This window comes from Ferdinandcohnia sp. Marseille-Q9671, assembly GCF_976954385.1.
In genome coordinates this window covers 1,539,905-1,563,195 of the sequence record NZ_CDRJTA010000001.1, presented here as the reverse complement: position 1 = coordinate 1,563,195, position 23,291 = coordinate 1,539,905, and the positions used below count along the sequence as shown (strand labels likewise).

The 23,291-nt window shown below is 37.3% G+C and carries 30 protein-coding genes; 21 read left to right on the top strand and 9 right to left on the bottom strand.

Annotation, left to right across the window (positions count from 1 at the left end):
- Positions 1-237 precede the first annotated feature (237 nt).
- From ACWNMY_RS08120 to ACWNMY_RS08100, 5 genes are all read left to right on the top strand, one after another.
- Positions 238-807, top strand: coding sequence for a DJ-1/PfpI family protein (locus ACWNMY_RS08120; protein ID WP_449537728.1), 570 nt, complete (start codon positions 238-240; stop codon positions 805-807).
- 1 nt (position 808) lies between these two features.
- Positions 809-1,279 carry a DinB family protein gene (locus ACWNMY_RS08115; RefSeq protein ID WP_449537727.1) on the top strand — a complete coding sequence of 157 codons (471 nt, stop codon included), beginning with the start codon at positions 809-811 and terminating at the stop codon, positions 1,277-1,279.
- Position 1,280: 1 nt separating this feature from the next.
- Entirely contained in the window at positions 1,281-1,784 is a 504-nt protein-coding gene (locus ACWNMY_RS08110; protein ID WP_449537726.1) for an HXXEE domain-containing protein, read from the top strand.
- 30 nt (positions 1,785-1,814) lie between these two features.
- Entirely contained in the window at positions 1,815-2,480 is a 666-nt protein-coding gene (locus ACWNMY_RS08105) for an MOSC domain-containing protein (protein ID WP_449537725.1), read from the top strand.
- A 132-nt stretch (positions 2,481-2,612) separates the two neighbouring features.
- Positions 2,613-3,386 carry a TerC family protein gene (locus tag ACWNMY_RS08100; RefSeq protein WP_449537724.1) on the top strand — a complete coding sequence of 258 codons (774 nt, stop codon included), beginning with the start codon at positions 2,613-2,615 and terminating at the stop codon, positions 3,384-3,386.
- A gap of 171 nt (positions 3,387-3,557) precedes the next feature.
- Here ACWNMY_RS08100 and ACWNMY_RS08095 read toward each other — a convergent pair whose 3' ends face one another.
- Positions 3,558-3,926, bottom strand: coding sequence for a VOC family protein (locus tag ACWNMY_RS08095; protein WP_449537723.1), 369 nt, complete (start codon positions 3,924-3,926; stop codon positions 3,558-3,560).
- A 157-nt stretch (positions 3,927-4,083) separates the two neighbouring features.
- Here ACWNMY_RS08095 and ACWNMY_RS08090 point away from each other — a divergent pair, with 157 nt between their 5' ends.
- Positions 4,084-5,097, top strand: a complete 1,014-nt coding sequence (locus ACWNMY_RS08090) for a S66 family peptidase (RefSeq protein ID WP_449537722.1) — start codon at positions 4,084-4,086, stop codon at positions 5,095-5,097.
- Positions 5,098-5,151: 54 nt separating this feature from the next.
- Here the strand turns inward: ACWNMY_RS08090 and ACWNMY_RS08085 are convergent, their stop codons facing one another.
- Positions 5,152-5,928, bottom strand: coding sequence for a class I SAM-dependent methyltransferase (locus tag ACWNMY_RS08085; RefSeq protein ID WP_449537721.1), 777 nt, complete (start codon positions 5,926-5,928; stop codon positions 5,152-5,154).
- A gap of 390 nt (positions 5,929-6,318) precedes the next feature.
- On the opposite strand from ACWNMY_RS08085, the gene ACWNMY_RS08080 reads away from it, so the two are divergent.
- From ACWNMY_RS08080 to ACWNMY_RS08050, 7 genes are all read left to right on the top strand, one after another.
- Entirely contained in the window at positions 6,319-6,792 is a 474-nt protein-coding gene (locus ACWNMY_RS08080; RefSeq protein WP_449537720.1) for a MerR family transcriptional regulator, read from the top strand.
- Positions 6,793-6,867: 75 nt separating this feature from the next.
- On the top strand, positions 6,868-8,205 hold the full coding sequence (locus tag ACWNMY_RS08075; RefSeq protein WP_449537719.1) for a hemolysin family protein: 1,338 nt from the start codon (positions 6,868-6,870) through the stop codon (positions 8,203-8,205).
- 654 nt (positions 8,206-8,859) lie between these two features.
- Positions 8,860-9,342 carry a DUF2975 domain-containing protein gene (locus tag ACWNMY_RS08070; protein ID WP_449537718.1) on the top strand — a complete coding sequence of 161 codons (483 nt, stop codon included), beginning with the start codon at positions 8,860-8,862 and terminating at the stop codon, positions 9,340-9,342.
- A gap of 12 nt (positions 9,343-9,354) precedes the next feature.
- Complete coding sequence (locus tag ACWNMY_RS08065) at positions 9,355-9,582, top strand: helix-turn-helix domain-containing protein (RefSeq protein WP_449537717.1); 228 nt, start codon at positions 9,355-9,357, stop codon at positions 9,580-9,582.
- A gap of 133 nt (positions 9,583-9,715) precedes the next feature.
- On the top strand, positions 9,716-9,970 hold the full coding sequence (locus tag ACWNMY_RS08060) for a hypothetical protein (protein ID WP_449537716.1): 255 nt from the start codon (positions 9,716-9,718) through the stop codon (positions 9,968-9,970).
- 18 nt (positions 9,971-9,988) lie between these two features.
- Positions 9,989-10,390: an NUDIX hydrolase gene (locus ACWNMY_RS08055; protein ID WP_449537715.1), complete on the top strand. Its 402-nt coding sequence runs from the start codon at positions 9,989-9,991 to the stop codon at positions 10,388-10,390.
- 23 nt (positions 10,391-10,413) lie between these two features.
- Positions 10,414-10,932: a GrpB family protein gene (locus ACWNMY_RS08050; protein WP_449537714.1), complete on the top strand. Its 519-nt coding sequence runs from the start codon at positions 10,414-10,416 to the stop codon at positions 10,930-10,932.
- A 36-nt stretch (positions 10,933-10,968) separates the two neighbouring features.
- Here ACWNMY_RS08050 and ACWNMY_RS08045 read toward each other — a convergent pair whose 3' ends face one another.
- From ACWNMY_RS08045 to ACWNMY_RS08035, 3 genes are all read right to left on the bottom strand, one after another.
- A complete protein-coding gene (locus tag ACWNMY_RS08045) occupies positions 10,969-11,280 on the bottom strand; it encodes a DUF3892 domain-containing protein (RefSeq protein WP_449537713.1) in 312 nt (103 codons plus the stop codon).
- Between the two features lie 63 nt (positions 11,281-11,343).
- A complete protein-coding gene (locus ACWNMY_RS08040; RefSeq protein ID WP_449537712.1) occupies positions 11,344-11,634 on the bottom strand; it encodes an HNH endonuclease in 291 nt (96 codons plus the stop codon).
- A 150-nt stretch (positions 11,635-11,784) separates the two neighbouring features.
- Complete coding sequence (locus tag ACWNMY_RS08035; RefSeq protein ID WP_449537711.1) at positions 11,785-12,846, bottom strand: M42 family metallopeptidase; 1,062 nt, start codon at positions 12,844-12,846, stop codon at positions 11,785-11,787.
- A 206-nt stretch (positions 12,847-13,052) separates the two neighbouring features.
- On the opposite strand from ACWNMY_RS08035, the gene ACWNMY_RS08030 reads away from it, so the two are divergent.
- Positions 13,053-13,250, top strand: a complete 198-nt coding sequence (locus ACWNMY_RS08030; RefSeq protein ID WP_449537710.1) for a hypothetical protein — start codon at positions 13,053-13,055, stop codon at positions 13,248-13,250.
- A 369-nt stretch (positions 13,251-13,619) separates the two neighbouring features.
- Here the strand turns inward: ACWNMY_RS08030 and ACWNMY_RS08025 are convergent, their stop codons facing one another.
- Entirely contained in the window at positions 13,620-14,831 is a 1,212-nt protein-coding gene (locus ACWNMY_RS08025; protein ID WP_449537709.1) for a NupC/NupG family nucleoside CNT transporter, read from the bottom strand.
- Between the two features lie 167 nt (positions 14,832-14,998).
- Here ACWNMY_RS08025 and ACWNMY_RS08020 point away from each other — a divergent pair, with 167 nt between their 5' ends.
- The 4 genes from ACWNMY_RS08020 to ACWNMY_RS08005 all read left to right on the top strand — a co-directional run bounded on the left by ACWNMY_RS08020 (position 14,999) and on the right by ACWNMY_RS08005 (position 18,381).
- Positions 14,999-15,376, top strand: a complete 378-nt coding sequence (locus ACWNMY_RS08020; RefSeq protein ID WP_449537708.1) for an SET domain-containing protein — start codon at positions 14,999-15,001, stop codon at positions 15,374-15,376.
- 237 nt (positions 15,377-15,613) lie between these two features.
- Positions 15,614-15,814 (top strand): cold-shock protein, encoded by a 201-nt coding sequence (locus ACWNMY_RS08015; protein ID WP_315667777.1) that lies wholly within the window; start codon positions 15,614-15,616, stop codon positions 15,812-15,814.
- A gap of 385 nt (positions 15,815-16,199) precedes the next feature.
- Entirely contained in the window at positions 16,200-16,760 is a 561-nt protein-coding gene (locus ACWNMY_RS08010; protein WP_449537707.1) for an SF0329 family protein, read from the top strand.
- Positions 16,761-17,331: 571 nt separating this feature from the next.
- Positions 17,332-18,381 (top strand): DUF3231 family protein, encoded by a 1,050-nt coding sequence (locus ACWNMY_RS08005; protein WP_449537706.1) that lies wholly within the window; start codon positions 17,332-17,334, stop codon positions 18,379-18,381.
- Between the two features lie 97 nt (positions 18,382-18,478).
- Here the strand turns inward: ACWNMY_RS08005 and ACWNMY_RS08000 are convergent, their stop codons facing one another.
- Complete coding sequence (locus ACWNMY_RS08000; RefSeq protein WP_449537705.1) at positions 18,479-18,820, bottom strand: rhodanese-like domain-containing protein; 342 nt, start codon at positions 18,818-18,820, stop codon at positions 18,479-18,481.
- A gap of 353 nt (positions 18,821-19,173) precedes the next feature.
- Between ACWNMY_RS08000 and ACWNMY_RS07995 the strand changes: the two genes are divergently transcribed.
- A complete protein-coding gene (locus ACWNMY_RS07995; protein ID WP_449537704.1) occupies positions 19,174-19,695 on the top strand; it encodes a sigma-70 family RNA polymerase sigma factor in 522 nt (173 codons plus the stop codon).
- Complete coding sequence (locus tag ACWNMY_RS07990) at positions 19,685-20,362, top strand: DUF3600 domain-containing protein (RefSeq protein WP_449537703.1); 678 nt, start codon at positions 19,685-19,687, stop codon at positions 20,360-20,362. The genes ACWNMY_RS07995 and ACWNMY_RS07990 overlap by 11 nt, the downstream gene beginning before the upstream one ends.
- A gap of 87 nt (positions 20,363-20,449) precedes the next feature.
- On the opposite strand, the gene ACWNMY_RS07985 is transcribed toward ACWNMY_RS07990, so the two are convergent.
- Complete coding sequence (locus ACWNMY_RS07985; protein WP_449537702.1) at positions 20,450-21,703, bottom strand: MFS transporter; 1,254 nt, start codon at positions 21,701-21,703, stop codon at positions 20,450-20,452.
- 162 nt (positions 21,704-21,865) lie between these two features.
- Here ACWNMY_RS07985 and ACWNMY_RS07980 point away from each other — a divergent pair, with 162 nt between their 5' ends.
- A complete protein-coding gene (locus ACWNMY_RS07980; protein WP_449537701.1) occupies positions 21,866-22,309 on the top strand; it encodes a GNAT family N-acetyltransferase in 444 nt (147 codons plus the stop codon).
- Between the two features lie 105 nt (positions 22,310-22,414).
- Here ACWNMY_RS07980 and ACWNMY_RS07975 read toward each other — a convergent pair whose 3' ends face one another.
- A complete protein-coding gene (locus ACWNMY_RS07975; protein ID WP_449537700.1) occupies positions 22,415-23,197 on the bottom strand; it encodes an SDR family NAD(P)-dependent oxidoreductase in 783 nt (260 codons plus the stop codon).
- Between the last annotated feature and the right edge of the window lie 94 nt (positions 23,198-23,291).

Sequence of the window (23,291 nt, the reverse complement as noted above, 5' to 3'; positions counted from 1 at the left end):
CTCGGTTTTGAACTTTCCATTATTAGGTTATACGTAACGCCGTTTTCTATGCTTTAAACTGTTGTTTTAAATATATATATGGCCGGTTTTATTCTTTTAATTCTTCAGACCACAATAAATAAAGGGCTAATTTATATAAGACAAAAAAATCAGTTCTGCCGCCTCGCTTTTTTACAATAGATTTTGAAGGGATATGCTCATACATTGTAGAATTTTTAGGGTAAGGGAGTGCTGGATATGAAAAAAATAGTGCTTGTCATGTACGATTCTTTCTCAGAGTTTGAAATAACAGTTGCAACAGCAATGCTCAAAAGTTCATTCCAAATTAAAACGGTCGCAGAAACGCGACAAATGATTACGGGAGAATCTGGGCTTCAATTCATGCCTCATCTGACTTTTAGTGAGGTAGATCCGTCAGAGTATGAAGGGATTATCATCCCTGGTGGTGACCTGATCCATATAAAAGACTCGCACCGACTATACCAACTTACAAAGGAACTACACGACTTGAAAAAGCTAACAGCCGCGATTTGCAGTGGTACTTATGTTTTGGCAAGGGCAGGTATTTTAGAAGATAAGCCATATACCGTTACTCTTCATCAAAAGCAGCGTGAGTTTCTTGGTTGTTTTAAAGAAGAATACTTTCATTACGAACCAGTAGTGAAAGCACACTCTGTGATTACAGCACAAGGCCATGCATACGTTGAGTTCGCACTAGCAATTGCAGATCACCTGAACACAATTAAGGATCCCGATTATGTTCGTGAGTTTTACAAAGGCCAACGAAATAGGTTAATGGAGGAATAAAATGAATCGAGAAGAGTTAAAAACAAAATTCGATTTATATGAATGGGTAGAGTCATTAAGAAATATATCCGATGAAGGATGGTTTACCCCTTTTAAAGAAGGCTCATGGGCAACTGCAGATGTGATTTCTCATCTTATCTCATGGGATACATTCGTTATAAATTATCGTGTAAACCCACTCCTTAATGGGGAACCATTTCCTACTGTTAACGTGGAAGTGGAGGATATAAATAAAAAAGCGATGGAATATGCAAGGTCAGGAATATCAAAAGATGACCTTCTTTCAGAATTTAGTCTGAAACGTAAGGAGCTCACTTCTCTACTAGAAAGAATTCCGACGAATACCTTGGAGGAGTCTTTCATGGGACACGAAAAAATGACGTTGCTCGATTATCTTTTGGAATTACATAACCATGATCAGCATCATAAGGAGCAAATTGACCATTTAATTGAACATGGAAAATGTGAATAGGGTGAAGCATAATCTTACACATGTGCAAACGTTACTCATATTGTTTCCGCTGCTCTATTTACTTCATGATATAGAAGAGATTGTAACAATAGAACAATTCCTTATCACTCAATCGGATACAATTCCGTTTCGTGTGTCAACTCTCGGGGTGGCTTTTTCGTTTTTATGGATACTTGCAACAATTGGATGTTACCAAACAGTCCTAGGTAAAAAGTTTCTTGGAATGAAGCCGACAACGTATCTCTCGTTTTTAGTACCAGGAATTATCTCAGCAAATGGTGTTGGGCACATCATACAATTTTTCGTTTTCAGAGAATATGTACCAGGGATCATCACAACGATTGTGGTGCTTCTTCCATATTCATTCTTTGCTGGAAAGTATCTTTTACATACAAGACAAATTACGGTAAGAAAACTCGGAGCATTCTTCTTACTTGGTTTTGTTTTTCAGGTTCCGTTAGCGTTGGCTGCGCATTTCTTATCAAAACTTATTCTTACCTTATAAAAATGTATATAAAAAGAAAGTAGGTACAACATGGTTAGTAACAATATCAAATTAATGAATTTTTCAATTGGCTTACCTAAAAAATTGAAGGATGGAAAAAATGAAGAATTCTCCTCAGCCATTTGCAAAGAAACCGTTGAGGAAGCTTTTTTAACAAAGGATGGTTTTCGAGGGGATGGAGTGGCAGATCTAAAGCATCATGGAGGACCAGATCGGGCGGTTTGTGTGTATCCTCATGAGCATTATGCACTGTGGCAACAAGAGTTTCTAACGCCTTTTCCACCCTCGACCTTTGGCGAAAATATTACGGTTACCAATATGTTGGAACAAGATGTTTGCATTGGTGATATTTATCAGCTTGGCGATGCGGTTATTCAAGTATCCCAAGGGAGAGTTCCATGTAGCACAATCACGAAAAGAACGAAGAATCCGTATTTGTTAAAATTAATGGTTCAAACAGGCTTCACCGGTTATTTATGCCGGGTGATAGAGGAAGGACTTGTCCGAAAGGATTCACCGATTAGACTGTTGGAGCGTCACCCAAAACAAGTTTCTATACTTGAAGCGAATGAGATTTATTTTCAAAGGCCAAGGGATATGGAAGGGCTCCAAAAAGTACTAGCTGTCGATAAATTGGCGGATGAATGGGTAGAGATGTTACAAGAAAGAATAACAAAACTTACAAACCGACCATAATTTTTTATGTTAAAAAAAGGAATTCACTAAAGAATTCTAGAAATATTTATCTAGGATAGCTGTACCATGTTGGGAAATTCTAAGGGTACAGCACCTTTGCATGAAATTTTCTATGAGTTGGGAGAGAAGTGCATGGAATCGATATGGTTAGAGTATGCATGGGCATTACTCATTCTAATCGGATTAGAGGGGCTGTTATCTGCTGATAATGCCCTTGTGCTAGCGGTTATAGCAAGGCATTTACCAGAGGATCAAAAGAAAAGAGCCATAAACTACGGGATATTAATGGCATTCGCCTTTCGTTTTATAGCCCTTTTTGCGATTTCGTTTATTGCGAACGTATGGCAAATCCAAGCAATTGGGGCGCTCTACCTTCTATACCTTGGGTTAAAACATGTCGCCCAGGCGAAGTTTGGTAAGAAGAATGAAGACATTCATAAAGACGATGCAAAAGAAGCTGCGGGAAAAGGGTTTTGGCCAACAGTTGGGAAAATTGCATTAGCTGACCTGGCTTTTGCGATTGATTCCATTTTAGCTGCGGTGGCCCTTGCACTTGGCCTTCCAGATTCGCCACTAGGTGATTTCGGAGGTATGGACGGCGGGCAGTTCATTGTTGTTGTTCTTGGCGGTATCGCTGGCTTAATCTTGATTAAGTTTGCAGCAACTTGGTTCGTACAACTTCTAGAGAAGCGTCCAGCATTGGAAACAACAGCATATGCAATTGTTGCTTGGGTTGGTGTCAAACTAGCAGTCATTACCCTTGCCCACGAAGATATTGGGGTCTTGGATCATGACTTTCCTCATGGCACAACATGGTCCCTAATCTTCTATGGCGTACTGATTGCAATCGCATTAATTGGTTGGTTTGCACCAAGCAATAAGAAAACGATGCAAAAAGCTTCTTAACAAATATCGAAGGAAAAATGACGTGGGCTACTCACGTCATTTTTTCTTTTTCAACGAATAAAGAGAAGGAATCACGGACATTTTTGTGGAACATAGTACTAATAAGGTGTTACGGGATAGTTTGAGTCATAATAAAAGCCCAATAATTCCAAGCTAGGCTTTACGTATCAGTTACATATTCTCAAATTGGATATACTCTAATACATTTCCAAAAGGGTCTCGAATACGAATATACTTTCCGGGTGGACAATCAGTTGGTTCCTCTATAACAAAATCCACTTCTTTTTGTTTTAAAAACGAAATCGTTTCGTTCATATTTTCGGTTCGTAGTGCTAAAACCACTCCAGGGGAGTTACTCTTATGATTCTCACTACTATCTTCGTTTTCCTCTAAGACAATAGGCACTTCTCCGTTTACGAGTGTTACAATCTTTGGACTATACTGTTTGTTTACTTGAAAACCTAATACATTTGTATAGAAGTCTAACGCTATATTTACATTTGGAACATAGATGCTAATCACACAAACTTGACTACTCATCGTACACCTCCAGATTTTTACTATACAATTACATTTCGATTAATAAGAGGGTAAATCCTTTTGGAATTACCAGCTTAGAAAAGTTTTTTTATTTGCATATCTTCTAGAGAAGTTACATATAGAAAGAGAATAAATTTTGAATGGGAGGGGATTTCTCATGATTAGCTATCCTCAATTGAAAAATGGAGCAACAATTGGCGTCACTGCCCCATCATCAGGGGTGGAAAAAGAATTACATACGTTACTAAAAGAAGCATGTAGACGTATGGAACAGAAGGGATTCCGTGTCATCTGTGGCGAGATTGTTTGGACAGAGGAAAAGTCAAAGTCGGCTCCAGCAAAAAAGCGCGCAAACGAGTTTACTACTATGATACAAAATAATGGTGTAGATCTCATTATTCCTCCTTGGGGAGGGGAGCTCCTGATTGAAATTCTTGAATTCATTGATTTTAATGCACTTCCACCTAAGTGGATACTGGGTTACTCGGATACGAGTGTGTTGTTACTAGCCATTACTTTAAAAACGGGTATTGCTACCGCGCATGGTGCGAATCTGCTAGATCTAAGAGGAGAATACTCAGATAAAACTACTGCGCTGTGGCAGACCGTTTTATCAACAGAAAAACGTGCATCCATTGTTCAGTATTCATCAGAGAAATACCAGAGGGAGTGGCAGCATGATAATCCAACTCCACATCTGTTCCATCTAACAGAAATGACGTACTGGAAGTCGACAATGAACGAAAAGGTGAAGTTGCAGGGAAGATTACTTGGAGGCTGCATTGATGTCATTCGGCATTTAGTGGGTACACCTTATGGGAATGTCGAACACTTTAGAAAGAACTATATAAAAGGAGATCCTGTGATTTGGTATCTTGAAAATTGCGAGTTATCCACTACCGACTTACGAAGATCTCTTGTACAAATGAAGCTAGCAGGATGGTTTGATCATTGTTCAGGTATCCTGTTTGGAAGAAGTCCTGCAAATACACCTGTTGGCGGTTATACAGTTGAAGATGTCTACAAGGAGCTTACAGAGGAACTTCAGATTCCGATTATCTATGATGTGGACTGTGGCCATGTTCCACCGCAGATCACTTTTATTAATGGGGCATATGCTGAAGTTGAAGTAGAGGGTGGAAAAGGTAAAGTAACGCAAACTTTTATTTAATTGATTACCAGCAAGAATGAATAAGGGAGGACCTAATCCTCCCATTCTTCAGTCTTATTCTTTACTACCAATGACTCGAATTCGTTTATAATCCGCAATCCAACTTTCACCATTAAATAATGATTCTTTTAAATTGATTTCAACGTTTGTAATGATGTCATTTTTTGCATCCTCTGAGACTCCTTGAAACATCTGGTCGGCGAACATAGTAATCCAGTTTCTAAGTCCATTTTCTCCCTCTAATGGAGTTGGACGATCATAATGCTGAGCCAGCGTAACCCTAAATCCAGCTTCCTCCATCAATGTAGAATACTCGGCAATGCTTGGATAAAACCAAGGAAATTGTTGTTCTTGATACTCAAAGCCCGCGTTCCGAATTTGCTGAATCAATTCATTTGTTATGGATTGAACATTGCCTTTTCCGCCAAATTCAGCCACAAATCTTCCACCTTGTTTTAAACTTTTATGAACCGTATGTAACACATTGAGAGCGGGTTTTACCCAATGTAGTGTGGCGTTTGAAAATACCGCATCAAATTCGCACTCGAAATCTAGGTTTGTTGCATCATGAACCTGAAAAGATAGATGAGGGTATTTTTGACTAGCCTGTTTTATCATATTTTCGGACTTATCGACACCTAGTACTTTTACGCCCATCTCATGTAATTTGTTTGCAAGGTCCCCGGTTCCGCAACCAAGATCAAGAATTCTCTCCCCATTAGTTGGGTTTACCAACTCAATTAAACTGTTTCCATAGGCTGAAACAAACGAGTGCTTTGTATCGTATAAACTCGCATTCCAATTATCCTTAGTCGTTTGAAGTGAACCCATACCACATCTCTCCCCTATTCCCTAATTAGTTACATATTATATTTATTATAAGTGAGTTGAAAAGGTATAACTGCTAAGATTGTGTAACGATATGATTACTAGGACGTAAAGAATGAATGAAGTATAATAATAGGATAAAATGAAAGAAGTCTATGAGATAGTAAAAAAAATTAGTATTTCTGAAACCTTATTAGGGGTATTCTCGTATACTCTATCATTAGTTATTTTTTGTTTAAACCATCACGTGATGGTTTGCTATTTGACAAGAAAATAATAAATTCTTTAAATTTGGATAAGCGTTTAGACATCTAGTTCCAGCGCCTAGCCCCTCGAGGTCATAAGCCAATTTAGAATTGAAGGCAAAGAGCGCCTTCTATTCTAAATCGTCTTATGCTGGTCGGGGCTGAGCAAGGCGCTTGCACTTTTGAATTTAGGAGGTGGTGTTTCGATGGGATCGGGAAGTACCGGATTGGCGAACTTGCAGAAATGGCGAATGTAACCAAACGCACAATTGACTATTATACTAATCTAGGAATAATAAAAGCAGAACGTACTGCTTCGAATTACAGATATTATTCACAGGAATCCTTAGAGATTTTAAGATTCGTAGAAGATTGCAAACAAAAGAATTTGTCTTTAGAGGAAATTAGAGAGTTACTTACTAAAAACGAGCAAAATAAAAAGAGTGATCCTTCTCAAGAAGCATTACAAACAGAAGAAAAGATCATTACTATCAAAGAAAATGTGGAAGATTTACTTCCTTTGCTCGAAAAACTCGACGAAGATGAAAAAAGACTTCTTCTGAAGCGACTCTCACCTGAACATGTAACAGTAATCCATTCATTACTTATGCTCTTAGCATAAATGTAGTGAAACAAATCTATATACATTACCATAGGAGGTGTTTCCTTATCCGCTTAATGTGGAGAAGGAACTTTTTTGATAACAATTAACTTACTTTTATTTGCATTATTGATTGTATTAACTGCATTTTTCGTTGCAACCGAATTCGCTGTAGTTAAGGTTAGAAGTACTCGAATTGATCAACTAATTGCTGAAGGAAATAAAAAGGCAGTAGCTGCTAAAAAAGTCATATCAAATCTAGATGGATATCTTTCAGCATGTCAATTAGGAATTACAATGACGGCATTAGGACTTGGTTTCTTAGGGGAACCAACGATAGCGGCATTACTAGAACCAGTCTTCTTAAATTATGAATTAGATGAAAGGCTATCTCATATCATTTCCCTTATAATCGCTTTCTCAGTAGTAACGTTTGTACACGTTGTAGTCGGTGAGTTGGCTCCAAAAACTGTTGCGATTCAGAAAGCGGAAGCGGTAACCTTATTCCTAGCTAAGCCAATTATTCTTTTCTACAAATTGATGTATCCATTTATTTGGTTGTTAAACGGTTCTGCTCGAAAGCTTACAGGATTATTTGGAATGAAGCCGGCTTCTGAGCATGAAGTAGCTCACAGTGAAGAGGAATTGCGTATCATCCTTTCCGAGAGCTTGGAGAGTGGGGAAATCAATCAGGCAGAGTATAAATATGTTAATAATATTTTTGAGTTTGATAATCGTATTGCAAAAGAGATCATGGTTCCTCGAACGGAGATCATAGCAGTATCTAAGGATGCTAGTATTTTTGAATTTATCGAATTAGCACGAGATGAAAAATACACACGTTATCCGGTTATGGAAGAAGGAGACAAGGATCAAATCATTGGACTTGTTAACCTAAAGGAAGCATTATCAGATTTTGTACAAGGGAAAGACATATCTGATAAAACGATTGAACATTATACAAAGCCTATTCTTCATGTAATCGAGTCTATGCCAATCCATGACCTGTTGCTTAAATTCCAAAAGGAACGGGTTCATTTGGCCATTTTGGTTGATGAGTATGGCGGGACAGCAGGTCTCGTTACAGTAGAGGATATTTTAGAAGAAATTGTCGGTGAGATTCAGGATGAGTTTGACACGGATGAAATATCTGAAGTGCAAAAAGTCCAATCGAATCATTTTATTTTTGACTCTAAAGTATTAATTGATGAAGTAAATGATTTATTAGGAATACAGATTGAAGAGGAAGAGATGGACACACTAGGAGGCTGGATGTTAAGCCAAAACTTTGATCTCGAGATTGGCCAGTCTTTAGTTTTCGGAGGATTCGAGTTTAAGGTGCTGGATATGGAAGAACACCATATATTGAGGGTTGAGGTTTATCCAGCAAAAATTGAGAAGAGCGAAGAAGAGATTGAGAGTTTGTCTCTGTAATAGTAGGAAATTAGTTAAAGATTGGCAAATGTGCCAGTCTTTTTTTTATGTCGATTTTTTATATGAGAGTAACGGTCTAAAGCGGAGCCGCAAAACGATAAATGATATACGGCAAACGAGAGGAACAGTATAAAGGGAAGTCGCGAAACGATAAGTGATAGACCGCAACCAAAATTTATTTCCCCCAAACTGATACACTACGCTATACGGAGAAATTACGAATAATAAATGCCAATGTAAAATATATAACTAATAAAAACACTTTTGTTTCCCTACTATATCTCGGTAAGGTGCTGATACTTTGTACAGAAATAAAAACGTGAATATAGTGATTTTTTGCTTGGTTTGCTTGCTGATTGCACTGATTGTTCATGTGGTTCAACATGTGAAAGTTTATCTTGTATACAGCGCTAGTATTGGTTCTGTATTTATGATTGGACTTATTATTTTCCTGATTGTGTTACTGTATTTGAAGGCCTAATATAAAAATTTCTATCGAATACCCTATTTCCAATTGGAAATAGGGATTTTTATTTCGTTATAATATAGAAGAATGAGCTATAGTGTACGAGTGTTATAAAATAAATATTTATTGGTAAACGATAAATGTTGTGGTAAAATCAAAATGAAAAATACATACGTGAGGTGCTTTTAATGAAACGAGGGTCAACACTCTTTTTAAAAATAGCTGTTATTCTTATTGGAACTCCGGTTCTCGCTTTATGTATATTGGGGTTACCGTTTCTAGTTAAAGAGGCAGCGGAAGGTAATTCGGAGTTCGCATATGTACTTTATGGTATTGTAGCAGTGATGTATGTGTCGGCAATCCCATTTTACATGGCATTGTACCAAGCCTTTAAACTATTAAGTTATATTGACAAGAACAAAGCGTTTTCGGAAATCTCTGTAAAATCTTTACAAAAGATAAAATATTGTGCAATGACAATCAGTGGCTTATATGTGGTTGGATTGCCATTCTTCTTTATCTTTGCCCAGTTAGACGACGCACCGGGTGTTGTAGTGATTGGAATGCTCTTTATTTTTGCTCCAATGGTTATTGCAGTGTTTGCTGCTGTCCTCCAAAGACTTCTACAAGAAGCGATAAATATAAAATCAGAAAATGATTTAACAGTCTAGGGGTGAAATACAATGGCGATTATTATTAATATCGATGTAATGTTGGCAAAAAGGAAAATGAGTGTAACGGAGCTTTCAGAAAGGGTTGGAATCACGATGGCGAACCTTTCTATATTGAAAAATGGAAAGGCGAAAGCGGTTCGATTATCCACATTGGAGGCAATTTGCAAGGCTTTAGACTGTCAACCTGGAGATCTTTTAGAATATAGAAGCGATGAAGACTTGAAGGATCATAAATAGAGATATAGTGGTAACAAATGAGGTAGCCTTTCTATAAATGAAGGGTTACCTTTTTTGTCTAAGAAGGAATATTACCCCACTTGTAGAATAGACCATAGTATACGCCGTAATGTCTATTGAAGCGGAGGATAAAATGAAACTGATAAGATATGGTTGGCTTTTGCTTTCGGGGTTATTTGTTCTGGTGTTTTCCCTTTGGATGAGTGGTCCGGGGATTGGGGAAACAGACACACCAGAATATAGATGGTACTTTATGCTGCTCTTTCTTTTGTGGGTAACAGGGTCCATTGTTCAGTTAAAAAAACGTTCAAGAGTAATGGGGCTTACTTTAACTGTAGTTCCGGTCGGGTTTTATCTATTTCTCTATTTGACGGCAGTTTTTTATTGATGAATCAGGAGGTGTGTTTTGAGAACGAGGGGTGCTGCAATTATAGTAGACAATCAAAAGGTTGTTCTGATAGAACGAAACAGAGATGGTCAAATTTATTATGTGTTTCCTGGAGGCGGGGTTGAAATAGGGGAGACTCCCGAACTTGCAGCTGAAAGAGAAGCGTTTGAAGAGTTAGGGGTAAAAGTTAAAGTGAATGAGTGTTTTCATAAAGTGGAGTACAACGGGACACAGTATTTTTTCTTAACCACTATTATTGATGGTGAAATAGGCACTGGTATGGGCCAAGAATTTACTGATTCAAAACGGAATAGGGGCACGTATGAACCAATGTGGGTTGAAATAGACAAGTTACCTTCTAAAGATATAAGACCCAAAGAGGTGGCCGAAAAAATCCTAGCCTTTCTCTCCCCTGCTTAGCAAGAAAGAATGGAGGACTGCCAATGAGAAAAACGGAAATCCTACCTTGGACAGAAGAATGGGAAACGTTATACAAATCGGAAGAAATATTACTTGGGAATATAGTTAATGATGAAATGATTGGAATGTACCATATAGGAAGCACATCGATTCCAACGATAGGATATGCGAAACCTATTATTGATCTGTTACTTGTTGTAAGAGATATTGCAAAGATTGACTATTACAATGAAAAAATGGTTTCGCTGGGGTATAACCCACGAGGAGAAAATGGGATTGCGGGTAGAAGATATTTTACCAAAGGGAAGGAAAAGAGGACTCACCATTTACATATCTATCAAGAAGGTAATGAAAATAGTATGATACATTTAGTTTTTAAGAAATACCTCATTATGCACCCAGAGGATGCGAAAAAGTATGGAGAGCTAAAGATGAAATTGGCAAGACAGTTCCCAAACGATACACATATGTACCAGGAAGCTAAAGCGTTTTATGTGAATGAATTAGTTAAAAAAGCGATAAAATGGAGTTCCGGAACATAAGGAGTCTTTGAACCCCTTTGTGTAAAGGGGCTTTCCTTAAAAATCTGGAAGATTGTCTAAGTTGTTTTCTTTTACACCATCTGGCTCACTACGTAGAATGTCTCTACCATATTTATGGAATACATCCACATGGGCAAGCATACCGGCTTTTGCCTCGTTTAAAGCTGTTATATAATCCAATTCCCTTCCACTTTCTGTCTTAAAAGCGATTATATCACCATCTTCATTTTTACGAACTGCTACGATTTTTTCCTTTGTAGACTCTGTTTCTACAGCTTCTATACGAGCCTGCTCTTCACTTTGTTGCTTGTAGTCCTGATAAATTTGATTAAAATCCTTTGAGTCCATTGCAATCCCTCCCAAACGTATGTACGCTTAGTATGTTCAGAGGATTCATTCTTATGTACCGTGCTACTTCTTTTTCCGTTTTCGTTCATTTGACTTTCTAATTTTCATGATTTTGGTAGGAGGTTGCTTTCGAATCCACTTAATAAAGCTTGAAAGCTTTTCGTCTTTTCTAAGTTCACGTAATGTAGTTAACCGAGTAGCAATCTCTTTATTTGTATATACTGCATGTATTTGTTTATGACATGGGATACATAGGTTGGCGGTGTCACTAAAGGTGCCTCCCATCTCTTTAGGGAGTAGATGGTGTATCGTTGTTTCGACTTCACTGCGTCCACAAACCTCACATTTACCCATAAACACTCCTCCAATGATTCGGACCTAATTTTCATTCGTTTTACTTTCTACTCTTTACAAGGAATTATTCGTTTTATCAGTACAAATGAAAGCAAAAAAGTAAAAAATAAAAAAGACGCAAAGCAATTTTGCGTCTTTTAGAGTGCTCCCTTATTCAATCGTGAATTTATAAGAGTTCGAGTATTTCATGCCCTTTACAAAAGCAACTAATAAGTCCTTTGTGGCTGTAAGGTCATTCAAGTCAATTACTTCAATGGAAGAATGCGCATATCTTGAAGGTATAGATAGTACACCCGTAGGAATACCTTGGTGAGCAAGGCTTAATTCTCCTGCATCTGTTCCAATTCCAGGGAAGACCTCTAATTGGTATGGTATGGTATGAGTATCCGCTAGTTCAATTAAGTGATCACGAACCTTTTTGTTTGCTATCAAGCTGAAATCTAGTACCTTTATTCCTGTTCCATTCCCAATTGCTAGTGTTTGATCCATCATTTCTTCCGGCGTATCGCTAACTGCTGTTGTATCAATGGCAATTGCAACATCGGCATTTTGCTGATGACTTGCCACTCGTGCACCTCGAAGTCCTACTTCCTCTTGGACAGTAAAGACACCTATGAATTCACCCGAAAAATCATCCTTGTTTATTTCCTCTAATGCTTGAATTAATACGGCACAACCTGCTCGATCATCAAATGCTTTTCCAACTATCCGAGTTTCTGACAAATGATCAAAATGTGGGTACCACGTAATAGGATCTCCAATTCGAATCCCAAATTCCTCTGCCTCTTTTTTAGAGGAAGCACCTGCATCGATGTAAAGGCGCTGATGTGGTCGTACTTTTTTGGGGTCATCATATTTCACCATATGAGCCGAAATTGTTCCAATAACTCCTGAGTGTAAACCTTTAGATGTTTTTATTTGGACACGTTGTGATAGAAGGATACGATCGTCATGCCCTCCTAGCTTTTCAAACCGAATAAGACCATTTTCTTCAATTTTTTTTACGATAAAGCCTACCTCATCCATATGGGCAGCAACGACAATCTTAGGCCCTGCTTGGCTGCCTTTTTTGGAGACAATGAGATTACCTGCTCCATCAACCTCCATATGGTCCACTTTCCCCTTTAATCGACTTGCTATGTATTTAGCCACATCCTCTTCAAAGCCACATGGCCCATGAATTGCAGTTAAATCTTTTACTAGTTGTTCCATTACATTCTCTCCTTTTTGTCAATAAATCTAGTACATCATTCGTTGAATAGTATTCATAACTAGTAGATAGGATTTTTCTAATTATAACAATGAACCGAATTTTCTGACACAGATTTGTTCGGAAGATGCCATTATAGAATGAACTTTTGAAACATTATCTAAAGTAAACCGTATATAAGTTCATGGAGTCTCTGGAGGGGGAACGGATGAGAAACAAAAGGGAAAGTAAAAAATCGGACTTATTTTGGAACCTTTTTCTTACAGGTGGTTTTGCTTCATTCAATCAAGAATGGAGAAATTCAAAGAGTTTGTTACATACCGTTTTTCTATTTTTCATTCCGATCTTACTTGTGTCTATCATTATTACATTAGGGTTTGTAGCAAGTACCATATTCGGGAAGTAGCTCAAATTGGAGGTGGGTGAAAAAGTGTTAATCGATATATTGGCGAATATTGGATTGTCAATGGTCATGTTTCTACGCGGTCAACCAAGTGATGAAAAAATAAGTAAGAACATTACATTCCTTCAATCAACATAATGGTTTAAACAGATATATGATAAGAATGAAGAATTATTTAAGACAGATGAAAATTTACGGTACATCGTTGGATGGGCGAAGGTTGAGAAAGTAGGTAAGAGTGAAAAAAGAATGGATAAGTTAAAAAGGGAAATAGTGGAGGCTATATACGATAGATAAGAGTGGAACAGTTATACTTGTTGATCAAGAATGAGTTCCTTAAATAAAGAGTAGCGACACAAACGTGTCGCTTCCTCAAAGAAACATCCCTGCGATAGCCGCACTTAACAATGAAGCGAGCATGCCCGCCGCAACTGATCGTAGTCCCAATCTTGCAATATCGCCTCTACGACTTGGTGCGAGTCCACCTAAACCTCCAAGCAGTATGGCCATCGAGCTAAAGTTAGCAAATCCACATAATGCAAAACTCACTACAATGACTGTTTTCTCAGTTAGTTGATCTATTTGTGGTGCAAAAGACGAATACGCTACAAATTCATTTAAGACAAGTTTTTGTCCAATAAAGCTTCCAGCAGTAACAGCCTCAGACCATGGAACACCTACTGCAAATGCAATCGGTGAAAAGAGTATTCCCAGTATTCCTTCAAGACTTAAGGCATTATAGCCAAAGATGCCTCCAAGACCACTTAATATCCCGTTAATCAACGCAATAAGAGCGATAAATGCCAATAGCATGGCTCCAACATTTAACGCAAGTTGTAGGCCGTCACTTGCGCCTCGTGCAGCTGCATCGATAACATTAACAGAATCCGAATCTTTTTCCATCTTAAACTCTTTCACATTTGAATCCTCAGTTTCTGGTACGATTATTTTTGCTAAAATAAGTCCAGCAGGTGCTGCCATAAAACTAGCAGCAAGAAGATACTCTAATGGTACACCCAACAATGCATAACCTACTAGTACAGAACCCGCAACAGAAGCTAGACCTCCAGTCATTACAGCGAATAGTTCGGAGTTTGTCATGTTAGGTAAATATGGACGAATCACAAGCGGTGCCTCTGTCTGGCCAACAAAGATATTAGCAGCAGCTGACATTGATTCCGTCATACTTGTTCCAAGAAGTTTGGATAGTCCCCCTCCGATAATCTTAATAAACCACTGCATAATCCCAAGATAATAAAGGACAGAGATTAAAGAAGAGAAGAAAATAATAATGGTTAACACATTAAACGCAAAGATTAATCCAAACTTTTCAGTATCTGCAAGGGAACCAAAAAGAAAGCCTATTCCCTCGTTTGCGAAATTTATGACATCCTGAACTCTCATCGTAATCCACTTGAGACCAGCTCTACCTGCTTCCCATTTTAAAACGATAAATGCGAAGGCAAGTTGTATCGCTAGTCCACCCAAGATTGTACGTAGATTTATCTTACGTCGATTATGTGAAAGCAATAAACCTATTCCAAGAATAACTAAGATGCCAAATATACCCCAAATGATGTTCAATGTAATCACCTCTATCGGTAGATTTTTCATCTAAGGTAAAAATTATACGGAATGTAAATTTGAACCCTTAGGACTGTAAGAAGGAATTTTTCATAAAAAGTGAGCCCTCTGCTCAAATTAATGGTACAGTTAATAGAGAAAATAAAAAAAGTGAGTAGGCGAACAACATGATTGAAGTAAAAACATCTCCACTTAGTGATGGAGAATTTAATAGAGGTGTATTTGCGACACGTGATATCAAAAAAGGGGAACTTATCCATGAAGCTCCAGTGATCTCCTATCCGAACGATCAGCATCACCACATTGAGCAAACGTTACTCGCTGATTATGCTTTCGAATACGGAATTAATCACACAGCAATCCTTCTTGGGTATGGAATGTTGTTTAATCATTCCTACGAGCCAAATGCAACATACGATATTAATTTTGATAATCACACGTTTGACTTCTTTGCTTATAAAGATATAAAAGCAGGAGAAGAGATCCTAATCAATTACAATGGCGATGTGGATGATAAGGAAGAACTTTGGTTTAACAAAGAATAAAATGTTACTTGTATGTAAAGAATAAAACTCTATCTTGAACCAGTACCTATAAAGAAGAACAGCATTGATTAGAAATAAAAAAATAATAGCATTTGCTATTTCTTACTATATCTGTTATTCTAAAGAAGAATTATTTTTGTTCTTATTCGGATCGAAAATAGATTTTGTTTTTCGTCTAAGGTATTTGGGCAAGGATAGTAACAAATTGTGTGGTATACGCACTAGGAGGCAACCAATATGGAACAAGGTAAAGTAAAATGGTTTAATGCAGAAAAAGGTTTTGGATTTATCGAGCGTGAAGCTGGAGAAGACGTATTCGTACATTTCTCAGCAATCCAAGGCGAAGGTTTCAAATCTTTAGACGAAGGTCAAAGTGTAACATTTGATATCGAGCAAGGACAACGTGGCCCACAAGCTACTAACGTTCAAAAAGCTTAATAATAGCTTACTTACAGCCCCTACTTTGTAGGGGCTGTTTTGTTTTTTTAGTAATTTGTATATCAGTTATTGGGAATGACTTTTTACTAAATAACTTTAACAACATCTAGGGCTGATTTTTGACAGCTCTTCTTTTGTCTAAAGAAAGAAGACTTGGATGCGAAATTCAAAGCTTGTGAGGTCCCTTATTGAAAGTTTATCGATCATACTCGTTTTGAAGGACATTACTGAAATGAAGCAGAGGATTGAACAAAGGAAAGCTATATGAAAATAGTAGGTATTAAATGAAACTTTTACAAATTTTTACCGTATGAAACTAGTAAGAGTATCGTTAGCGAAGCTTTGTTGTTTGGATATTTGATTGTGCAGGAAAAGGTGAAAAAAGATGCAATGGAGTAAAGTAAAAGCAAGGCTTGAAAGCTTTCTTTGTGAAAGTTTGAGAGGGCGGATTCAACTACATGCCTCAGTATACCGTAAATTTCATGATAGTCCGGGGAGAGTGTGGATTACATTTGATAAAAAAGAGATCGTAAGTGCCTCGGATATAACGTATGCAGTTAAGCATGAAGAGTTATATCAACAAATCATTAAAGAAAATGAATTGAAAAGTATTCCCTATAACCAGGACTGGAAGGTAATGTTTAACTCAAACGAACGTAAGGAGCTAGTCGATGCCTCGGAAATTGCAGAAGCCATTTTGATAAAAAAAGGTATATTTGAGAGCCATCATCTGTATGAGCCCTTCATGAGATACAGTTCGTTATCGATACAGGAAGCATTGCAATCGGATAACGTGATTATTCGCGCCTATTCTTTGCTAGATAGAAGGGTAGGTAAAAGGAGCCTCATTGATATGAAATTTCAGGATGATACTCATCCGTTAGTACATATGTTTTATCGAATAAGATGTGAGAGTGAAGGGATAACGCAAGAGTTCAAAGAATGATTATTTTAGTAGTGTGGAAGTGGTGGAGTTTGAAAAACCTCATTAGCTGCAGCATTTGGATCGATGATAATCCTTTATATAATAGGATTTATAGCTAAGATTGATATTCTTGTGCTTACTGTAACTTTTTCATATCTAGAAATCTCGCTACTACCAATCTTTATCGGTTTATTAGTGAGCGGATTAGTAAGCTGAAGTCTCGTTAACTGTGTTAAGGTGCTACTATACTTTAAGGCTGGAGGGGAAATTATGAAACAAATTTATCTAATCAGGCATTGTGAAGCAGAAGGGCAGTCACCTGAGGCACCCCAAGCGAATAAACAAAGACTTGACGAGGTGCAGTTTCTAGCTTAAAAACAAGCAGCTAATTTACGAATAAGATGGCTGCTTGTTTTTAATGTAGAAATGAAGATACTTTATACAAAGTAAGGATGGATCACTAGACTTACTATGATAAGGCACAGAATTTGCTTCATTAAGATAGATTGTTGAAGGGAAACTATAGATTTGTTGGATTAAATTGCCTTCAAATGGTTAATCTAAACAAAAATGAAGGGAAAAGGGGATTCGTATGACCGCCGATAAAGAATTAAATCCAATGAATATCATGAAACCACTAAACCTTAGCTCTGAGGCAGGAGATGAAAGCCAACCTTTTTCGGCATTTGAAATGGGTAAACTATGGGCAACTTATATGGGAAACAGTATGTCCATTCAAATCTTAAGTTATTTTTCGCAACATTGTGAGGATGAAGATATTAAGACACTTTTAAAAAATGGGATTGCTTTAGCTAAGGATTTTACTCAGAGGATAGAAGTATTTTTAAATAAAGAGAATATTCCTATACCTAGTGGATTTTCCGAAGATGATGTAAACCTTGGCGCTCCTCGTTTATACGAAGATGAGTTTTACGCTCATTATTTAAAATACGCTGCTAAAGCAGGTCTAAGCTTATACGCTGTTGCTGTTCCCTTATTGATGAGAGAAGATATAAGAGAGTTTTTTATTTATTGTAATCAATGTACGACGGTCTTTTTAGGGCAGATTAATAATGTGTTAACAGCAAAAAAATTAATAGCAAAACCTCCTATCATACCTATACCAGAAGGAATTGATAAAATTGATAATCAAAGCTACTTAAGAGGTTTTATTGGAGATGTACGACCTTTACAGGCATTAGAGATCGTTCATTTGTGGGATAACATTGAGAACAACACAACAAGTAAGGCATTATTATTGGGTTTTTATCAAATCGTGAAGGATGAAAAAATAAAGGCTTTGTTTAAAAGAGGGTTAAATATGACCGATAAAGCTGTAAAACAATATAAGGAAAAGCTTCACGTTGAACACATGACTTCACCTGAGTACCTAGACCATTTGGTTACAGGATCTACATTCCCGCCATTTTCCGATAAAATTATGCTTTTTCACAAAGTAGACATGTTCGCAATGAAGATACGGTCATTCGGAAACTCACTCGCGGTAACGGCTAGAAGAGATATTGATATGTTATATATAAGAACTCTCGTTAACATTGGGGCATTTGTTGATGACGGAGTAAATCTTTTAATTGATAAGGGTTGGATGGAAACACCACCAATGGCTTATGACAGATCGTGAGTTATTAACTTGAAGTTGAAATGCGCCGGATTATTACATATAAAAGAGTCACGCTCTTTGGTTTCACAGGGAGCGTGACTTTTACATGGGCATAAACCTATTTTGTTTTTATAAATTCCTTCCAAGCAGTAACTCCACCCTCTAACACAACCACATCATAGTCAAGTTGAGAAAGGATAGTCGCACATTTTGTGGCAGAATTTCCTGTTGTACAAGTGACGACTATTTCTCTGTCTTTTGGCAATGAATGCATGTCCTTTTCGTTTCGGTCTAACATCTCTACTATACTGGATTTATGTATGTTGAGGTTCTCAATAGTTGCACCTTCTATGTGGTAGTCATTGTATTTTTCCTCAGCTCTAACGTCTAGAAGCACGACCTTTTCTTGTGTATTCGTTTTTTGATATAATTCTTCAGCCGAAATTTTTCGTAGTGTCAAACTACTCTCCTCCTTTTACTATTTTTCTATGAAATGTTTAACTACTCCATATTGACGGGGCCAAATAATCCAAACCATATATGCAATGATTCCTATGACCAAATATTTGGCTATTTTGCTTTTCGATAGAATCTTCTCTATATGCTTTTTAACAGTAACAAAACGCATTAGCTTTCATGACTAGTACGATATTTAAATTATACCAACAACCGGCGTTGGATGGAAAACTTACAGGTTGAATCAACTTGTAATCTGGTAGATTATGTTAGTAAAGAAATTTTTTTTGAAAAAGGTAAGCCAAATTAGGCTCTTGTTTGTCTAATAGTTGTAGAACGAAAAGAAAGGGGGATTTGATGAAACGGTTAGTGAAAAAAGCTCAAAAAGGAAACGACAAAGCATTCTTGAAGCTGTATCAACAATATGAAAAGGATATTTATCGGATGGCTTTTGTTTATGTGAAGAATCGTGAAGATGCATTAGATGTCGTACAGGAAGTAGCATATCAGTCTTTTAGAAAAATTGACACATTAGAAAAACCAGAATACTTCAAGACATGGCTGATGAAAGTTACGATGAATTGTGCCATTAATGTCATTCGAAAAAATAAAAAAGTTGTTCAATTTAAACCGGATTTTGAAGTACTACTTGGTACAGAAGACCAAGATTTATTACTATCCTTATCTTTACAGGAATTCATGGATATGCTTCAGGAGGATGAAAAGAGCGTGATCTTACTAAGGTTTTATCAAGACCATACTTTACATGAGATTTCCAAAATATTAGAAATGCCCCTTGGAACGGCAAAATCAATCTTATACAGGGCATTAGATAAACTCCGTAAAAATTATAAGGAGGCCGGTACTTATGAATCATAATCTTAAACAAGAGTTTGAAAGCATAGAGATACCTTCAGAGATCGGGGAAAGAAGTAAGCTGGGAATAAAACAAGCAAGAATAGAAATGGATGGAAAGATAAAAAAATACGTAAGGAAGCGATTGATGGTTGGTGCTTTAGCGGCATCCTTACTTATACCAACTAGTACGTTTGCTTATCAGACCCTTCTAGCTGATGAGTTGTACGGATCCTATGAAAATGTTAAGAAACATATAATGGGTGCTACTATGGAGGGTTACCTGCTCCTAGACGCTAAATTAACACAGGCGAAGGGTGATTTGGATAAAGAGGAATATTCACGTTTTAAGGAGTTAGTAAAGGTTGTTACAGCTGCTAAAATCGACTACGCTAATCTGCATGGTCATATTGATTATTCTAAAATACCTACAGAAGAGCTACATGAAATAAAGGAAGCTATGCTTACTATTCAGCCCTATTTTGATAAATTAAATGGACTACCATCAAGTAAGGAAATTCTTACAACATCTGAATATGAGCAGTACATTCATGCTCTAATGATGTACGAACAAATTATGGCTCAAAGTGGAACGGATGACCCTGAAAAAATCCTGCCTAGTTTACAAAAAGAGTTTGCGAAAGCAAACGCGTTTCTTACGTATGTAGATGAAAAACAAATTGGTGATTAAAAGTGAAATTCGCTCGGAATTACAGTAAATCGTTCTATGTATATCAAAGCTAGGAGATTATGTCCTAGCTTTTGCCTTTTAGAGTGCTTATTGACCAACAGGTACCCTCGCATTCTGAGCTTTTTCTTTAATCTGAATCACTCCAATTATACCAACCACAGCAAAGACAACTGGTGTAATGAATCCGTAGTAATATCCATCATTCATACTACCTGAAACAGACTGAAAGTGGTCCAAAATAAATCCGAAAATACTTGGTAGCAAAACAGCACTTAGAAATCCACCTGTATTGGCAAATCCAGTAACGATACCAGATTCGTAGGAAGGGAAAGTGAGTCGGACAACTGCAAATGTTAATGAATTTGCCCCAAATCCAAAGCCTATAATGAAGAAGAGAATTACAACTACATAAAATGGGGGATGCTCTTTAAATAATAGGAAGCTAGACCAGCAAAGTAGCACAAGGACATGAAAGAAAATATAAGGTTGTTTGATTTTCTCAATACGACTTGAGAACCAGCCGATCAGTGGTGCCCCAATTAATGCCCCAACCAGGCTAATCATTGAAAGTTGACTGGCTTCTAAGCGGCTCATACCATACACGTCCATGACATATGGGACTGCCCACGAACCAATAAAACCAATATACCCTCCAACAAGCCCGAAGTGACAAAGGAATAATGCCCAAGCTTGTCGGTTGGAAAAGACTCGTCTTACGATCACAGTAATATTTTCGTGTCGTCTTACATTACTGGTGTGACTTTTTTGTTTTGACTTTTTGATAAGCACAACATATAGAAGAATGCCACATCCACACAAGAGTACTCCAGATGCAAAAAAAGCTCCTCGCCAATCAAGTAAACCAATTAAAGCAGAGAACGGAACGGTAGCTAGCAGGAAACCAAGGCTACCTGTCATTCCTGCAACCCCAATTAATCGAGTAAACTCCTTTTTCGTAAACCATTGCCCTAAAATCAACACCATATTCACCCAGATCGTTGCATCCCCAATTCCGGTTAAAATACGAGCGAAAAAAAGGACAAACGCATGTGTTCCTAGACTATAGATGATGGTACCCACACCTGTGAGTATGGCGCCCACGACTAGAAAATAAGTAGGTCCATACCGATCCGCTAAAATCCCCATTGGAATTTGCAATCCAGTGTATACAAAAAATTGGATGCTTGTCACCAATCCAACCGTTGATGCAGTGATAGTAAAATCAATCATTAATTGGTCAGTGATTAACCCCGGAGCCGTCCGTTGGGCAGACATAATTAGATACGTAAACAATACAGAAGCAAATACAATCCATCTAAACTTGCTATTTTGGTTGTCCATTGATATCTACTCCTGTTCGCTTTTATGTTACTATATGGGTTACTAATTTGAGAGTGAACTAGATTTTTAGATATAATAAAAAAATTAGGCGCAACACAATAAGTAATTAAAAATTACATGTACAATTAAGGTTGAAATTTAATATCGAGGAGTGAGAACAGTTTGGAGATCTATCAAGCGGGAATTGAAGATGTAGAAGAAGTATCGCAGTTGTTTAATTTGTATCGAATTTTTTATCAACAAAAATCGGATGTAGATGGTGCAAAATTGTACATAAGAGAACGTCTAGAAAACAGCGAGTCTGTCATATTTGTTATAAAGGATGAACAAAAGTATGTAGGCTTTACGCAGCTATATCCTACTTTTTCTTCAATATCAATGAAAAAGGCATGGATATTAAATGACTTATTCGTGTCCGAAGAGGCTAGAAAACAAGGGGTAGGAGAAATGCTGTTACAAGCAGCGAAAGAATATGCAATTGAGACAGGCGCTAAGAGTATCAGTCTAAGTACAGCACCAGATAATCATTCTGCACAAAGGCTATATGAAAGAAATGGTTACATACAAGATTCACAATTTTATCATTATGAACTAAGCCTGACATAACCAGTTCATTATAAGTGAAGTAGTATCTACATCTACATATCTTAAAGCATGGGGGATTCTTCGTGCTTTTTATTATGATTTATTTCTAGAAGAGTTTACATTTCATTACACTTTAATTTTTTTGGCGATTAGCTCTGCTGCTTTTCTTGGATTAAGACGGTATAAAAGGTCCATAAATTTTGAATCTTTGCCAGCTAAAACTCGAAACTCATCTTTTTCGATTGCTCTAATTGTAATTTCAGCTGCTTCTTTTGGGTGTAGCATTTTATAATTTTGACTGTTCACCTTGTTTCTACTTACACCGGAATTTTCAACGATGTTCGTGTCTACTCCACCAGGGAATACGACGGTCACGCCGACTTTTGTATTTATGAGTTCAGTATGCAGTCCCTCCGTAAACATTTTAACTGCACCTTTTGAGGCACAGTAAATCGATTGATGTGGGACGGGAAGAAATCCGCCCATGCTAGAAACGTTTGTAATGTGGGCTTCTGGTCTCTCTAAAAGATGGGGTATGAACGATTTACACATATAAAGCGTGCCATAGAAATTTACATCCATGACCAGCTTTATTTTTTCATAATCAAGTTCATTTACGCTGACAAATGGCTGGATAATGCCTGCGTTATTGATAATTCCATCAACTCTACCATGTTTGGCAATGATTTCTTCAGGAAGCTTTTCCACTTCATCTTTGTTGACCAAATTGGCAATATGCGTTGAGATCTTATCTCCAAAGTCCCTTGCTAATGATTGGGTTTCATATAACCCTGTTTTGTTGATGACAGCTGCAACAGTAGCTCCTTTTTCGAGTAGCTGCAGTACGAGTTCCCTTCCAATCCCACCTCCTGCACCAGTCACAACAATTACCTTACCCTGAACTTTCATTTGTTCACCCCTATGAGTAATAAATTAGCAAAGACGTACCCTATATTTATTTAAGAATTTTTTTACATATATTCAATGTATGAAAATTAATTCT